Below are 14,344 nucleotides of genomic sequence, written 5' to 3'. Positions count from 1 at the left end.
TCGAAATGTTTTATAACAGTAAGCGTCGGCATGGTTCTAGCGAACAGATGTCACCGACAGAATATGAAAACCAGTATTATCAACGGCTCGGAAGTGTCTAGATTATCCGTGGCGATTCACTTCGTCAACATTGCCGCCACGGAATTCCAGCTTTACTAGAGGTGGAATTCCGTGGCGGCAGAAAACAGATTTTATACGCGGGGGCGTTTACGATAAATCCACAGCCCAGGAATCGACAGCCCGATAGAGAGGGCGCCGACAATCGACGATGCTTTCAGGAAATTCGTTAACAGCAAAATCATCAGTTCTTCGCTGTAGCCAAAATGGCCGATCTTGACCGCCGAAATCATCGCTGTATAGGCGGAAATGCCCGGAAACATCGGGATCACCGCTGCTACGGTAAAGACTTTCGGGTGCGCCAGATACCAGCGTGACCAGTGAATACCAATTGAGCCGACCAGCATTGAGGCGGCAAAAGTCGACCATTCGATATTGAATCCCCAGTGCACCATGGCGAAGCGCGAACCATGACCTATCGCCCCAAGCAGTGCGCACCAGGGCAGAGCGCGGTGCGGCACGTTAAATACCATGGCAAAGCCAACGGCAGGGATGGCCGCCAGTAACATATCCTGCGCCAGCGCCAGGATGAACAAAATCACATCCATCCGCGTAGCCCCCACAGTGTCATTGCCATTACTACCCCAATACAGGTGGCAAGCGTTAATAAGCTGGCGATAGCCCAGCGCGCAAGCCCCGTATTGATATGCCCTTTAAACATATCGGCAACCGAATTAATCAACGGAAATCCAGGCACTAAAAGCAAAACGCTGGCGGCCATAGCGACGGTGGATGATTGCAGGAACGCAGGTAGCGTCAGCATTAAACCGGAAACCGTAGTGGCGACAAAAGCAGTGATACAAAAGTTGATTTGCGGATGTAAGTGGCGACCCGCCAGAACAAGGCGGACGTACATCGCGACACTACTGGCGCAAAAAGTGATAAAAGCACCATCCCAGCCGCCATTATTGAGCTTGCAAAAGCAGGCGCAGGAGAGACCCACCATCAGCGTGACCAGCCAGCGCGGGTAGCGTAAGGGTTTGACCTGAGCGAAGCGCTTCTCGACGTCTTTGCAATCCAATAACTTATGTTCGGTGAGGATGACAATATGCTGCACTTCCGTCACCACGTGCATATTGATGCCGCGATCGCTATTTTTGCGGGTCGATGTCAGGCACATTCCATCTTTAATCGTGGTAAGGACAATGGCATTGGAAGAAATAGAGCTTTCAACACTGTCCATGCCCAGCGCCAGTCCCAGACGCGTTGAAAGCTCCTCAACCAGCGCGCTCTCTGCGCCGTGCTGTAACAAAAAAAGGCCACACTGAATGCACAGCCGCGTAATGGCCCGCTGTGATGACTGGTCTGTTTGCATGATTACCCTGGTATTGTTGCACTGGCGCTCACGAAGGGTGGAGCGGAAAGCCTATTTTTAGCACAGGACAAGGGCGGAATGGCGCTAAGAAAGATCAAGAATTGTGCATTAAATCACGCTTGTTCGTGTTCAAAAGGAGATCTTCTCGCGTGTTAAGAATGACGTAATAACGGAAAAGAAACAGCAGATTTTTTTCTGCTTAGCTGAGAATAATGATGAAGTTAGCGTTAATAAGATCTTATATATTATTTAAGATAATTGTTTTTCTCTTATCTCTATATGTTCGGGCTGTTTTAAATTTCTTATTTTATTATTAATAATGTATCGGATATTTTAATGCGCATTGTGTAATGTTGACACGCTACTTGTGGATATTATAATTCAGTACATTATATTTATTGCCATTCATAAATTGTGCCAATTTTATGGTGGCTGCATCAAAACGGTGTTGCTACTTTACGCAATATGAGTATTAACTGAGTAAATACTTATAAATAAGGTTGATAGAACGCGCAAATGGAAGCGGAGGGTTTATGCTATCGAAAGACGGCAATCAGGGGATTATCATCAGCAAAACGCCGGTACTTAGGGTCGGGATTGGCGGCATTCTTGAGCGGCATTTCCCAGAATATGCACTCAATTATTATTCATCAGTGGAAGAGGTTGCACCGCTTAAATTAAAATGTGCCAGATTGATAATCACTGATTTATCTGGGGAACAGCGTTATGCCAGAAAAAGCTGCCAGCAATATTATTCACTGTTCCCTCAATGCGATAACGCACGCTGGCTATTCTTCGTCTCGCGCAGTCTCTATCCTGTGGCCGCTGAGCTCCTTATGCAGCCCAAAACGACATTGCTTGCGGATGTGGAACCGATCGAGGGTGTAATTGACGCCATTCGTAATGGGCATAAGGATGTTGAAAATATTAGCCAAACCTTATTGACTTCAGGATGGCATAAACACAACGACAATTCTTTTTCGAACGCAATGTTAACGTTGTCTGAGCGAAAAGTGTTACGTCTCCTCGGAAAAGGGTGGGGGATTAATCAAATCGCCACACTGCTTAAAAAAAGTAATAAGACAGTCAGTGCGCAAAAGAATAGCGCAATGCGGCGGTTATCACTACGTAGTAACGCAGATTTGTATACATGGATTAATAGCAGCCAGGGAATGAAACAGCTGGATTTTGGTACAGCGGACGGAGAACATAATGAATGGAAAATACCAGGAAGAAGGGAAATATTGCCATCATAGAAAAATGCATAATGAGCGGGGAGGGCCTACGACATTTATTTGATGAATCTGCTATTAATCACTATCGATTTTATTTTTTTAAAGACCATTCGGCGTTTCGGCAGGCGCTGAAACAGACTTCGTTTTTTTCCGTCATCTATTCCCTTTTTGGTCAGCGGAAAGAGCGGCTGGAATGCCTGATGTGTCTGCATTTACTCTCCCTTTCTCATCCAGGAATGCAACGCATAGTATTAGCGGGAGATAACCGTGAAGCTCGGCTGGTTGGGCATCTTTCACCCTCACGGTTGCATGGGATACTGAGTAAATCATCGTCACTTGCTGTGCTACTGGAGGAGCTGGTCACGTTGTTTGGTGAAACGCGGCGCATTAACGAAAACATGATTAATCATTGGTATGTGAGCCAGTGTCGTATGCTCAGCCCGACAGAAAGGGAAATTCTGAACTATATGACGCGGGGTTTTTCTGTTGCCGAGATTGCATCGCAGCTGGATCGTAATGTGAAAACGATTCGGGCGCATAAATTCAACGCGATGGCAAAGCTGGGGGTCACATCAGATGTCGGTTTGCTTGATGCGGCGGATATTCTGACATGGAAGCCGCCCTGCGCGCGCGCCGCGTCTGAATTAATGTAAAAGGGGTTTTGGGAACTGGCGTCAGGTTCAGCCTGGCGCTTTGTTATGTAACTACAGACACACATCAATCCATTTCGCGCGGGTTAACTCTGCCATTCTGTCGGGAGAAATACGAATCGCGCTGTGAATCGCACCCGCTGCCGGTAACACTTCCTGATAGCGTTTTAAAGACACGTCACAATACACCTGTAGTGGGTTTTCCAGACCAAACGGGCAGACACCACCGACTGGATGCCCGGTAATGGTGACAACTTCGTCACTGCTTAGCATCCGGGCTTTCGCGCCAAAGGTATTTTTTAGTTTTTTGTTATCAAGGCGAGCATCACCTTTCGCGACGACCAATATCACTTCGTTTTTCACTTTTAACGACAGCGTCTTTGCGATTTGCCCTGGTTCGACATTATGCGCGGCGGCGGCCAGTGCCACAGTCGCTGTGCTTTGGTTAAGTTCAATAATATCTATGTCGGGGGCGTTATCGGCAAAGAACTGCCGCACGGACTGCAAACTCATGATGTTCTCCAGCAAATGACCGCCATTAATCTGTCACAAGCCTGTTATGTGTGTAAATAAGCGGGCATAACAAACATCTTACTGCCAGATTCTCGATCCTCTTCACAATCGCGGAAACCGGTTACAGTAACCGGTTGCAGTGTTAACAAGCCGGGTTAATACTCATTTTGTCATTTCCCTCTGTTCATAAAATTAAAAAAGAGCCGTCTATGAAACCTACTCAACATTGCTGTAATGCTGGTTCGAAAACCTGCATGGTTTCACGTCAAAAACATGGATCGCTGCACGGCAGAACGGTTGCTGATGCGCTTACTTTGTTAGCCTGATAGGAGATCTACTATGTCTGCCAACCATGCTGCGTTTAATCTTATTTTCCGGTTTATAGAAAATTATGTCAGTCCGGTAGCCGGACGTATCTCTTCCCAGCGTCATGTTATGGCGATTCGCGACGGTTTTATCTCTGCGATGCCGTTTATGATTGTGGGCTCATTCTTGCTGGTGTTTGCTTACCCTCCATTTTCGCCGGACACGACCTGGGGTTTTGCCCGTACATGGCTGGACCTGGCGAAGCAGTATGAAGGGCGGATCCTCACGCCTTTTGATATGACGATGGGCATTATGTCTATCTATATCTGTGCGGCGATTGCTTACAACCTCGGTAAACATTATGTGAAGTCGCATCAGTTGGATCCATTTATGTGCGCGATGCTGTCACTGATGGCGTTTTTACTGGTCGCAGCGCCGAAAACCAACGGCACATTGCCGGTGGATAGCCTGGGCGGTACCGGTATTTTTACCGCGATCCTGGTGGCTATTTACTGCGTGGAAATGATGCGTTTCCTGAAAGCGCACAATATTGGCATCCGCTTGCCAGACCAGGTGCCGCCAATGATCAAAAACTCTTTTGATTTGCTGATCCCGGTTCTGGTCGTGGTGCTTACCCTTTATCCGCTGAGCCTGCTCATCCAGACGCAGTTCAATATGCTGATCCCGCAAGCTATTATGGCGCTGTTCAAACCGCTGGTTGCGGCGGCGGACTCGCTGCCCGCGATTTTACTGGCGGTGATCATCGGCCATTTGTTGTGGTTTGCGGGTATCCATGGCGCGGCGATTGTTTCCGGGATGCTGCAGATGTTCTGGTTAACGAACCTCGGGCTTAACCAGAGCGCGCTGGCGCAAGGTGCGCCGTTACCGCATATCTTTATGGAAGCGTTCTGGACATTCTTTATTGTTATTGGCGGATCCGGCGCGACCATGGGCCTGGTGTTCTGCTACTTGCGTAGCCGCTCGGTGCATTTGCGTTCGATTGGGCGTTTGAGTGTGGTGCCCAGTTTGTTCAACATCAACGAGCCGGTTATTTTCGGTACTCCCATCGTAATGAATCCTGTGTTCTTTATCCCATTCCTGCTGGCTCCGACAATCAATGCGATTATTGCCTGGGCGGCAATGAAACTGGATCTGATTGGTCGGGTCATTTCGGTCGTACCCTGGACCGCGCCAGCGCCGATTGGCGGGGCATGGGCGTTAGGTTGGGATTTCCGCGCGGCGATTCTTGTCGTTCTGCTGGCCTGTGTTTCAGCGGTGATTTATTACCCGTTCTTCAAAGTGTATGAGAAACAGTTGCTGGAACAGGAAGCAGAAGAGGCACAACGCGCAGAGGAAGATAAGCAGGTTGCGTGATAGTGTCGAATAAAAACGAAGAGGGCGATTTATCGCCCTCTCCTTATTTCAGCGTACAGTCACCGCACTGCTGCACATCCGGCAGGCGATAGCGCTGGCAGCAAGTACGACGCACCAGAGCGCCGTCGCGCAGGACAACTGTGCGCCACAAAGGGTTATCACTGCCGTCAGCGAGCTGCTTTTCGAAAAAGCAAAGCTGGCGAAGCGCGGCGACACGCGTTTCACCTAGTTTTGGGATGAGTTCCCCCAGGCACCAGTTAATCAGATAACCGGTATTGCTCCAGATAAGTTTGCCGTTGATATCGCCGGTGGTTTCCAGCGCCTGCACAACCGGGAGCATCGCATGTGTCGTTAATGCACAAATCCGCTGCGCATCGTTATATGACGACAACTTAGTATCCCGTTGCACATCAATCCAGAAACACGCGGCGCGGCCGGTTTCATGGAACTCGACATGAAAATGTTCCGGGGAGAGGTCAATGGCGTTTTTTTGCGTCAGCAACGTCAATAATAGTGGCGGCACCAGCAACCCGAGATACCACTGCGCCCATAGCGACAGCAACGGTTTGTTTTCACGCGGCTGCGTTAATTGGTTGCGGTAAATATGATCGGAGTAGGTAGCGATAAGTGACTGCAATGCCGCAGGGCGTGACCACTCAGCCAGCGTCATTGCCGTATACGGCGCGGGTTCATTCAGACGAATAAAATCGAGCAAATATTCGCGGGTGCTGGCGATAGTTTCCCGCATGGCATTCGCCAGCGAATCGCGCTCATCAGTGAGTCGGCTTCGCCAGATAATGTTTTCGGTGATCGATGCGGTGCGATAAGTCATAGCGCCAGCCGATAGGAAATCTAAATGATAATGATTGCCAATCCTAGCTAGAGGTAAAATCGATAGCAACAATTTTATCGTAAAGTTAGCGTCAACCACGCCTCAAGCGACTTGCAGCTCGCCACTCACCAGAATGTTGTTACGACCTAAATGTTTGGCTTCATATAACGCTTTATCGGCGAGCGAAAGCGCCGCATCAATATCGTGGTCGACAAGTGGCGCAATCCCGATGCTGATCGTGACGTTCGTGGCGACGCTTTCGTTAAACATATGTGGGATTTTTAAATCGTACACTTTCTGACGAATGCGCTCTCCGGTAAGGCGCGCCTGTTCGACATCGACATTATTTAGCAGGATCATAAATTCTTCGCCGCCAAAGCGCGCGACGATATCACGGGAGCGCACAGCGTCGCGTAAAGCGGCAGAAACGCGGATAAGCGCCTGATCGCCCATCATATGGCCGTAGTGGTCGTTATAGGCTTTGAAGTGATCAATATCGAGCAGCAGGACGAAACGCGAGCTCTCATCGACGGCCAGCAAATTATTGAGTTTGTGTTGCAAACCTCGACGGTTGTACAGGCCGGTTAGCGGGTCAAGCATGCTCAGATCGTTGAGCGTTTTGCGCTCCTGCATCAGGCGGTTCATCAGCGCAAGGGCAAAACTATCATTACGTTTTTGGATCGCATGCTGGATTGAGATCCCCAGCACCGGTAACGCAAAGGTGTAAATAAGCCTGATTGCGCTTTCTCCTTCGTTCAACCACAGACATGTCACGAATACGGGCAAAGAGTGCAGCAAAAAGGCGACAATGTTATTTGAAAAAGCGATCGAGCCGATAAAAAGCACACTTAGCAAGGCAATAAGCAGGTAGGTGGAGGCGTTGTCATTGAGTAACCTGACTTTGGTTATCACATGCCATGCCCACAAGCAGCCAAATATAAGGGAGATGAATGTGATATTGATTTTTATTTTTGGATAACACTTTTGCCAGACGGGCAACACAATGCTCGCAGCAAAGATAGCACATACGGGAAACGTGAACGCGCGCTGATTGTAGAGCGGCAGAGCAATAGAGAACAAAGCTGAGATTGCGTTGAGCAGTAAAAAGAGTCGCAGGGACAATCGATATCTCTTATTACATAGAGATTGCCAGGTTTGTAATGTCATACCTAAAAATCGTTATTTATCCGCAATATACTACTGCGCTATGAGTCAAAAGAAAAAAGAAGTAACGCAATGAAACTGTCATTGCGAAAAATTAGTGATTTGGATTTAGATTTAAGCAGCGCTTAATTTATCACCTTCCTGAATGACTGTCATTAGATGATGAGTAATCTTCATACGACCGCATGACCGCAGGCTGACAATTGAGAAAAGATATCATATGATATTGGTTATCATTATCGATTTGAGAGATGAAACCATGTTGCAGCGAGCGCTGGGAAGTGGCTGGGGAATTGTTGTGCCTGGAGTGATTGTTGCTGTGCTGATGATGGCGGATTTATCAGTCAATGCGTGGCGAATGGTGATTGTTCTGGGCTTATTACTGACACCCGTCATGCTTTACCATAAGCGTTTACGCCATTTTATTTTATTGCCTTCAGGCGTTGCACTGGTTGGCGCAATGATGCTGATGCTATTGAATTTTAAGATGATGGTGTAACAGGGGAGCGATTCAGGGAGAGAATAAGATATCTGGTGCGAGGGGGGGGACTTGAACCCCCACGTCCGTAAGGACACTAACACCTGAAGCTAGCGCGTCTACCAATTCCGCCACCTTCGCACAGTCATCTTACTTTTTGATATCGCCTCGTTGGTGCGAGGGGGGGGACTTGAACCCCCACGTCCGTAAGAACACTAACACCTGAAGCTAGCGCGTCTACCAATTCCGCCACCTTCGCACAGTGCGAGCAATATCAACGTGGTTTATGGTGCGAGGGGGGGGACTTGAACCCCCACGTCCGTAAGGACACTAACACCTGAAGCTAGCGCGTCTACCAATTCCGCCACCTTCGCATACCATCGATACTCTTGAAGTATCGTTACCACGGAGGCGCATTCTAGATGTTTTCAACTTTTCGTCAATAGTTAATTGCACAGACTGAGGCTGATCGCTGTAAAAATGGGCGCGGCGTGACGAGGGGGTGAAATTTGCCCGAGGGATGATTCCTCCGGGCCTGCGGGTTACTTTAACGCCTGGCGCGTCATTACCGTACGGTACACTTTGAATCGACCAGTCTGCGCGATGACTTCATGGAAACCAAACGTTTGATCCAGCACGTCCGGGTAAGGCAAGAAGGCGTTCGCAACAATGCGCAGCTCACCGCCGCTGTTCAGATGGCGTACCGCACCGCGAATCAGCGTTTGCGCGGCTTCCTGGCTGGTTTGCAAACCATCATGGAATGGCGGATTGGAGATGATCATATCAAAGCGGCCCGTGACTTCTGAGAAGACATTGCTGGCGAAAACATCACCTTCAAAACCGTTCGCCGCAAGCGTTGCGCGGCTGGCTTCTACCGCCGGGGCGGAAACATCGCACAGCGTCAGGCGCACTTTCGGCGAGTGGCTGGCCAGTACCGTTGCGAGCACACCCGCGCCACAACCCACATCCAACACTTTCCCCTTGGTATGTGGCGTAAGTGTCGACAGCAGAAGTTGGCTACCGACATCCAGACCGTCGCGGCTAAATACGCCCGGCAGGGTTTTAATCGTCAGATTATCCAGCGTGTATTCGCCCCAGTAACTGTTCGGATCGAACGTCGGTTGCTTCTCAAGGCGACCGTGATATAGCCCACAGCGGCGGGCGCTATCGACTTTATTCAGCGGACAAAACTCAGCCAGCATCTGTTCGGCACTGCGCACACCGCTACGGTTTTCGCCCACCACAAAAATGTCGCTGCCCACTGGCAGTAGCGACAGCAGGTTCATCAACTGAAACAGGGCTTCCGGTTTATTTTTCGGCCAGTAGTAAATAAGCGTGTCGCTGTTACCGACGGTCTCGCTATCGGCGACCAGGCTATAACGGGCGTGTTCACCCATCTGCTGGCTTAAGGTCTGCCACTGATGGAATTGTTGCGTCCAGGCACGGCTTTCAGCGGTGTCCAGGCGAGCGGGCAGGTCATCCTGCAAATCGCCGGCAAATAAAATACGGCTTGGTTCGAAATCGTCACTGTGGCGCAGCAAGACTTCACTTGCCGGGGTATAAGCAGACATGAATGGTTCCTCTTTAAATTCAGGCGGCGATTATACACGTTATCCTCCAAACTGCCTCTTTGTTGGCTGCGTCTTCATCCCCCGGTTAATCTCCACGGGAGCCTCATTCTTGCCGCCTCGACGCAGTGTGAATGATTTTGTGTATGTCCGTTATCTTTCGCGCGGCCTCTTTACAGGCTGCGTGTTGATGGCGCAATTTCGTCGAGTTTGTTATATTTGCGCGCCTGATACAGGAGTGTTTCACGATGACTTCCCGACGCGACTGGCAATTACAGCAACTGGGCATTACCCAGTGGGTCTTGCGACGCCCGGCGGCGCTGCAGGGTGAAATTGCTATTTCGCTGCCTGCGCATATCCGGTTGGTGATGGTTTCACCAACATTGCCGACGCTGAGCGATCCATTGGTCAGCGACGTGCTGCGCGCGCTAACCGTGACGGAAGATCAAGTTCTCCAGTTAACGCCCGATCGCGTCGCCATGTTACCGCCCGAAAGCCAATGCAACAGCTGGTGGTTGGGTGTTGAAGCACAGCAGGCGCTGACGGGCGCTCAGGTCGCGACGCCGACGGTCGATGAGCTACGCACAAACCCTGCGGCTCGCGCCGCGTTATGGCAACAAATCTGCGAACATGAACACGATTTCTTCCCTCAGCACGGCTGATTTAGCCCGCGCATATCAAATAGAAACACAGGCGCATGCCTTCCCCTGGAGCGAAAAAACGCTGGCCAGCAATCAGGGAGAACGCTATCTCAACTATCGGTTGATGGTCGGAAATGAAATGGCCGCATTTGCCATTACCCAGGTGGTGCTCGACGAAGCCACGCTGTTTAACATCGCCGTTGATCCGGCCTGGCAGCGTAAAGGGCTAGGGCGCCAGTTGCTGGAACATCTGATTCATGAACTGGAAGTGCGCGATGTGCTGACGCTGTGGCTGGAAGTCCGCGCCTCTAATGTTGGCGCGATTGCACTGTACGAAAGTTTAGGTTTTAACGAAGCGACCATTCGCCGTAACTATTACCCCACTGCCAATGGGCGTGAAGACGCGATAGTGATGGCTTTAGCAATTTAAAAAGGTGATGTAATGAAATGGGACTGGATACTCTTTGATGCTGACGAAACGCTGTTTACCTTTGATGCGTTTGGTGGCTTACAACGGATGTTTCTTGACTATAGCGTGACATTCACTGATCAGGATTTTGCAGAATATCAATCGGTTAACAAACCGCTGTGGGTGGATTACCAGAACGGTGCCATCAGCGCGTTGCAGTTGCAGACCCAGCGTTTTCAGAGCTGGTCTGAACGCCTGAACGTTCCCGCCGGTTCGCTTAACGACGCATTTCTGAATGCGATGGCCGAAATCTGCGCGCCGCTGCCCGGCGCTGTATCATTACTGAACAGCCTCAAAGGCCAGGCGAAACTCGGCATCATCACTAACGGTTTCACCGCCTTGCAGCAAATTCGTCTGGAACGTACCGGTCTTCGCGACTATTTTGATTTATTAGTGATTTCCGAAGAAGTCGGCGTGGCGAAGCCCGATGCGAAGATTTTTGATTACGCGCTGCAAAAAGCGGGTAACCCGGATCGTGCGCGCGTGCTGATGGTTGGCGATACGGCTGAATCCGACATTCTTGGCGGTATTAACGCCGGGCTTTCGACCTGCTGGCTGAATGCGCACGACCGCGCGCTGCCTGAAGCCATCAACCCGACCTGGACCGTCACGTCCTTGAACGAACTGGAGCAACTCCTGTGTAAACATTGATTGTCTGCACTCCGCCGTTGAGTACAATAGCCGCATTTTTCGTATTTCATCGCGAGGCCTCAGGCCGCGCAATTACACAGAAGATTTCATTATGACGTTGTCTCCTTATTTACAAGAGGTAGCAAAGCGCCGCACGTTCGCTATCATCTCGCACCCCGATGCCGGTAAAACCACCATCACTGAAAAGGTGCTGCTGTTCGGACAGGCGATTCAAACCGCCGGTACGGTAAAAGGTCGCGGCTCCAGCCAGCATGCAAAATCCGACTGGATGGAGATGGAAAAGCAGCGTGGTATCTCTATTACCACCTCCGTGATGCAGTTCCCGTATAAAACCAGCCTGGTCAATCTGCTGGATACTCCGGGGCACGAAGACTTCTCCGAAGATACCTACCGCACTCTGACGGCGGTGGACTGCTGCCTGATGGTTATCGATGCGGCAAAAGGGGTTGAAGATCGGACCCGTAAGCTGATGGAAGTTACTCGTCTGCGCGATACGCCGATCCTGACTTTTATGAACAAACTTGACCGTGACATCCGCGATCCGATGGAACTGCTGGATGAAGTGGAAAACGAGCTGAAGATCGCCTGCGCGCCGATTACCTGGCCGATTGGCTGCGGTAAGTTGTTCAAGGGCGTTTATCACCTTTATAAAGATGAAACCTACCTGTACCAAACAGGGCAGGGCCACACCATCCAGGAAGTGCGCATCGTTAAAGGTCTGAACAACCCGGATCTGGATAACGCCGTGGGTGAAGACCTGGCACAACAGCTGCGCGATGAGCTTGAGCTGGTGCAGGGCGCATCGAACGAGTTCGATAAAGAGCTGTTCCTGAGTGGCGAAATCACACCGGTCTTTTTTGGTACCGCGCTAGGTAACTTTGGTGTTGATCATATGCTGGATGGTCTGGTGGAATGGGCGCCTGCGCCGATGCCGCGGAAAACAGACACCCGTGAAGTGAAAGCAGACGATGATAAATTCACCGGCTTTGTCTTTAAAATTCAGGCCAACATGGACCCGAAACACCGCGACCGCGTGGCGTTTATGCGCGTGGTTTCTGGTCGTTATGAAAAGGGCATGAAGTTGCGCCAGGTGCGCACCGGCAAAGATGTGGTTATCTCTGACGCGCTGACCTTTATGGCTGGCGACCGCTCTCATGTAGAAGAAGCCTATCCGGGTGACATTATTGGTCTGCATAACCACGGTACGATCCAGATTGGTGACACCTTCACTCAGGGCGAGATGATGAAGTTCACCGGTATTCCGAACTTCGCACCGGAGCTGTTCCGCCGAATCCGTCTGCGTGACCCGCTGAAGCAAAAACAGCTCCTCAAAGGTCTGGTTCAGCTTTCAGAAGAGGGCGCAGTTCAGGTGTTCCGCCCCATCGCTAACAACGATCTGATTGTCGGCGCGGTGGGTGTGCTGCAGTTTGACGTGGTGGTTTCCCGTCTGAAGAGCGAATACAACGTGGAAGCAGTGTATGAGTCTGTGAACGTGGCGACAGCACGCTGGGTTGAAAGTACTGACGTGAAGAAATTCGAGGAATTCAAACGTAAGAACGAAATGCAGCTGGCGCTCGATGGCGGTGATAACCTGACCTACATCGCCCCAACGATGGTAAACCTGAATCTGACGCAGGAACGCTATCCGGAAGTCACTTTCCACAAAACTCGCGAGCATTAATCCTTCTGCAGAGCACGGTTTACGCCGTGCTCTGTCACTTCTCCTGTCTAATTAGCCCCTTGCGGATTGTTCTTAAAACCCGTCATTTCGCCTCCATTTGTTCGTTTTTCACCCACTCGGCCATGATTTTTGTCGATTGTGATCTATATTTAACAAAGTGATGACAAATCGGGTGGGTAAAAGTCCTGTTCAATGCGTGAAGTAGAGTCTTTTATCCACTCGTTTCTTCACAAAGGAATATTAACAACTGCTTTAGCGCGATGTGCGACGGGATTGTAAACGCGCCATTAGTTGCTGAATTGGGTGGTTTTCACCACAGCAGTAGAGCGGCACGCGTTGCTGCTTGTGGCCCAAATAGTGGGCAAACCAACAGGAAGAACATCGATGACTATGAAAAAACTGACTATTTCCAAAACTCTGCTGGCCGTAATGCTGGGCTCTGTTCTGGCAAGTGGTTCCGCATTCGCTGCGGAGACTACCACCGACAAAGCGCAAAATGCTGCTTCCAGTGCAGGGGAATCAATTGATAGCTCAATGAATAAAGTCGGTGGTTTCATGGATGACAGCACCATCACCGCGAAAGTCAAAGCGGCGCTGGTGGATCATGAAGACATTAAAAGCACTGATATCTCCGTGAAAACGGACAAAAAAGTGGTCACGCTGAGCGGCTTTGTTGAAAGCCAGGCGCAGGCAGAAAAAGCCGTCTCCGTCGCGAAAGGCATTGAAGGCGTGGCTTCTGTGAGCGATAAGCTGCACGTGCGTGACGGCAAAAACAAGACCATGAAAGGTTATGCGGGTGATACCGCAACAACCAGTGAAATCAAAGCAAAACTGCTGGCCGACGATGTTGTCCCTTCCCGTAAGGTGAAGGTTGAAACCACCGATGGCGTGGTGCAGTTGTCCGGTACCGTAGATTCACAAGCACAAAGTGAACGCGCTGAAAGTATCGCCAAAGCAATCGACGGCGTTAAAAGCGTGAAGAACGATCTCAAAGTGAAGTAACTAATCCTGAAAACGTCACTACCCGGTGCAAACCGGGTATGACAAGCACGTACCAGGAAAAACATCGCCGGTGGGCATCCTGAGCGCTCACCTTAAGCGGTTGAAATTAACTATGGTAAAGGAGAGTTTTATGTTTCGTTGGGGCATTATATTTCTGGTTATCGCGTTAATTGCCGCCGCACTGGGCTTTGGTGGTCTTGCGGGTACGGCAGCAGGAGCCGCGAAAATTGTCTTTATCGTCGGTATTATCCTGTTCCTCGTCAGCCTGTTTATGGGTCGTCGGCGTCCATAGCGTATTACACGCTTAAATTTCGGTTACATTAAAGCCAGTCCTTGTGACTGGCTTTG

Annotated in this window: 16 protein-coding genes and 3 tRNA genes; 10 read left to right on the top strand and 9 right to left on the bottom strand. The window is 50.2% G+C overall.

All coding sequences use genetic code 11. The features are described 5' to 3' along the window. Positions 1-191: 191 nt before the first annotated feature. Positions 192-665, bottom strand: a complete 474-nt coding sequence (locus JKP81_RS17640) for a threonine/serine exporter (protein ID WP_017457822.1) — start codon at positions 663-665, stop codon at positions 192-194. Continuing rightward, positions 656-1,432 (bottom strand): threonine/serine exporter ThrE family protein, encoded by a 777-nt coding sequence (locus JKP81_RS17635; protein WP_200552733.1) that lies wholly within the window; start codon positions 1,430-1,432, stop codon positions 656-658. The genes JKP81_RS17640 and JKP81_RS17635 overlap by 10 nt, the downstream gene beginning before the upstream one ends. A gap of 533 nt (positions 1,433-1,965) precedes the next feature. Here JKP81_RS17635 and JKP81_RS17630 point away from each other — a divergent pair. Together JKP81_RS17630 and bglJ are read left to right on the top strand one after the other, a co-directional pair. Further along, positions 1,966-2,688 carry a response regulator transcription factor gene (locus JKP81_RS17630; protein ID WP_200552732.1) on the top strand — a complete coding sequence of 241 codons (723 nt, stop codon included), beginning with the start codon at positions 1,966-1,968 and terminating at the stop codon, positions 2,686-2,688. An 11-nt stretch (positions 2,689-2,699) separates the two neighbouring features. Further along, positions 2,700-3,320: a DNA-binding transcriptional activator BglJ gene (gene bglJ, locus JKP81_RS17625; RefSeq protein ID WP_200552739.1), complete on the top strand. Its 621-nt coding sequence runs from the start codon at positions 2,700-2,702 to the stop codon at positions 3,318-3,320. A gap of 51 nt (positions 3,321-3,371) precedes the next feature. On the opposite strand, the gene JKP81_RS17620 is transcribed toward bglJ, so the two are convergent. Further along, positions 3,372-3,830, bottom strand: a complete 459-nt coding sequence (locus JKP81_RS17620; RefSeq protein ID WP_017457826.1) for a YbaK/EbsC family protein — start codon at positions 3,828-3,830, stop codon at positions 3,372-3,374. 339 nt (positions 3,831-4,169) lie between these two features. On the opposite strand from JKP81_RS17620, the gene JKP81_RS17615 reads away from it, so the two are divergent. After that, on the top strand, positions 4,170-5,510 hold the full coding sequence (locus tag JKP81_RS17615) for a PTS sugar transporter subunit IIC (protein WP_200552731.1): 1,341 nt from the start codon (positions 4,170-4,172) through the stop codon (positions 5,508-5,510). Positions 5,511-5,553: 43 nt separating this feature from the next. Here the strand turns inward: JKP81_RS17615 and fhuF are convergent, their stop codons facing one another. Both fhuF and JKP81_RS17605 read right to left on the bottom strand, forming a co-directional pair. Further along, positions 5,554-6,342 carry a siderophore-iron reductase FhuF gene (gene fhuF / locus JKP81_RS17610; RefSeq protein ID WP_200552730.1) on the bottom strand — a complete coding sequence of 263 codons (789 nt, stop codon included), beginning with the start codon at positions 6,340-6,342 and terminating at the stop codon, positions 5,554-5,556. Between the two features lie 102 nt (positions 6,343-6,444). After that, the gene (locus tag JKP81_RS17605; protein WP_017457829.1) at positions 6,445-7,509 is read right to left on the bottom strand and encodes a GGDEF domain-containing protein; all 1,065 of its coding nucleotides are present in this window, start codon (positions 7,507-7,509) and stop codon (positions 6,445-6,447) included. A 217-nt stretch (positions 7,510-7,726) separates the two neighbouring features. On the opposite strand from JKP81_RS17605, the gene JKP81_RS17600 reads away from it, so the two are divergent. Continuing rightward, positions 7,727-8,005 carry a DUF1435 domain-containing protein gene (locus JKP81_RS17600; RefSeq protein WP_200552729.1) on the top strand — a complete coding sequence of 93 codons (279 nt, stop codon included), beginning with the start codon at positions 7,727-7,729 and terminating at the stop codon, positions 8,003-8,005. Positions 8,006-8,038: 33 nt separating this feature from the next. Here the strand turns inward: JKP81_RS17600 and JKP81_RS17595 are convergent. From JKP81_RS17595 to rsmC, 4 genes are all read right to left on the bottom strand, one after another. Beyond that, positions 8,039-8,125: transfer RNA gene (locus JKP81_RS17595), tRNA-Leu, on the bottom strand. Positions 8,126-8,156: 31 nt separating this feature from the next. After that, positions 8,157-8,243, bottom strand: a tRNA-Leu gene (locus tag JKP81_RS17590). A gap of 28 nt (positions 8,244-8,271) precedes the next feature. Beyond that, positions 8,272-8,358, bottom strand: a tRNA-Leu gene (locus tag JKP81_RS17585). A 168-nt stretch (positions 8,359-8,526) separates the two neighbouring features. Then, positions 8,527-9,555 carry a 16S rRNA (guanine(1207)-N(2))-methyltransferase RsmC gene (rsmC, locus tag JKP81_RS17580; RefSeq protein ID WP_200552728.1) on the bottom strand — a complete coding sequence of 343 codons (1,029 nt, stop codon included), beginning with the start codon at positions 9,553-9,555 and terminating at the stop codon, positions 8,527-8,529. A gap of 245 nt (positions 9,556-9,800) precedes the next feature. Here rsmC and JKP81_RS17575 point away from each other — a divergent pair, with 245 nt between their 5' ends. From JKP81_RS17575 to JKP81_RS17550, 6 genes are all read left to right on the top strand, one after another. Beyond that, positions 9,801-10,214, top strand: a complete 414-nt coding sequence (locus JKP81_RS17575; RefSeq protein ID WP_200552727.1) for a DNA polymerase III subunit psi — start codon at positions 9,801-9,803, stop codon at positions 10,212-10,214. Next, the gene (rimI, locus tag JKP81_RS17570; RefSeq protein WP_200552726.1) at positions 10,183-10,623 is read left to right on the top strand and encodes a ribosomal protein S18-alanine N-acetyltransferase; all 441 of its coding nucleotides are present in this window, start codon (positions 10,183-10,185) and stop codon (positions 10,621-10,623) included. The genes JKP81_RS17575 and rimI overlap by 32 nt, the downstream gene beginning before the upstream one ends. A 12-nt stretch (positions 10,624-10,635) precedes the next feature. Next, a complete protein-coding gene (gene yjjG / locus JKP81_RS17565; protein ID WP_200552725.1) occupies positions 10,636-11,313 on the top strand; it encodes a pyrimidine 5'-nucleotidase in 678 nt (225 codons plus the stop codon). 91 nt (positions 11,314-11,404) lie between these two features. After that, positions 11,405-12,994 carry a peptide chain release factor 3 gene (prfC, locus tag JKP81_RS17560; RefSeq protein ID WP_200552724.1) on the top strand — a complete coding sequence of 530 codons (1,590 nt, stop codon included), beginning with the start codon at positions 11,405-11,407 and terminating at the stop codon, positions 12,992-12,994. 384 nt (positions 12,995-13,378) lie between these two features. Next, positions 13,379-13,996 carry a molecular chaperone OsmY gene (osmY, locus tag JKP81_RS17555; RefSeq protein ID WP_200552723.1) on the top strand — a complete coding sequence of 206 codons (618 nt, stop codon included), beginning with the start codon at positions 13,379-13,381 and terminating at the stop codon, positions 13,994-13,996. A 130-nt stretch (positions 13,997-14,126) separates the two neighbouring features. Further along, on the top strand, positions 14,127-14,288 hold the full coding sequence (locus JKP81_RS17550; RefSeq protein ID WP_007373037.1) for a DUF1328 domain-containing protein: 162 nt from the start codon (positions 14,127-14,129) through the stop codon (positions 14,286-14,288). Positions 14,289-14,344 lie beyond the last annotated feature (56 nt).

This window comes from Kosakonia sp. LAM2021, assembly GCF_016620385.1.
GTDB lineage: Bacteria > Pseudomonadota > Gammaproteobacteria > Enterobacterales > Enterobacteriaceae > Kosakonia > Kosakonia sacchari.
The sequence above is the reverse complement of the archived record's forward strand: the minus strand, read 5'-3'. Positions and strand labels throughout refer to the sequence as shown.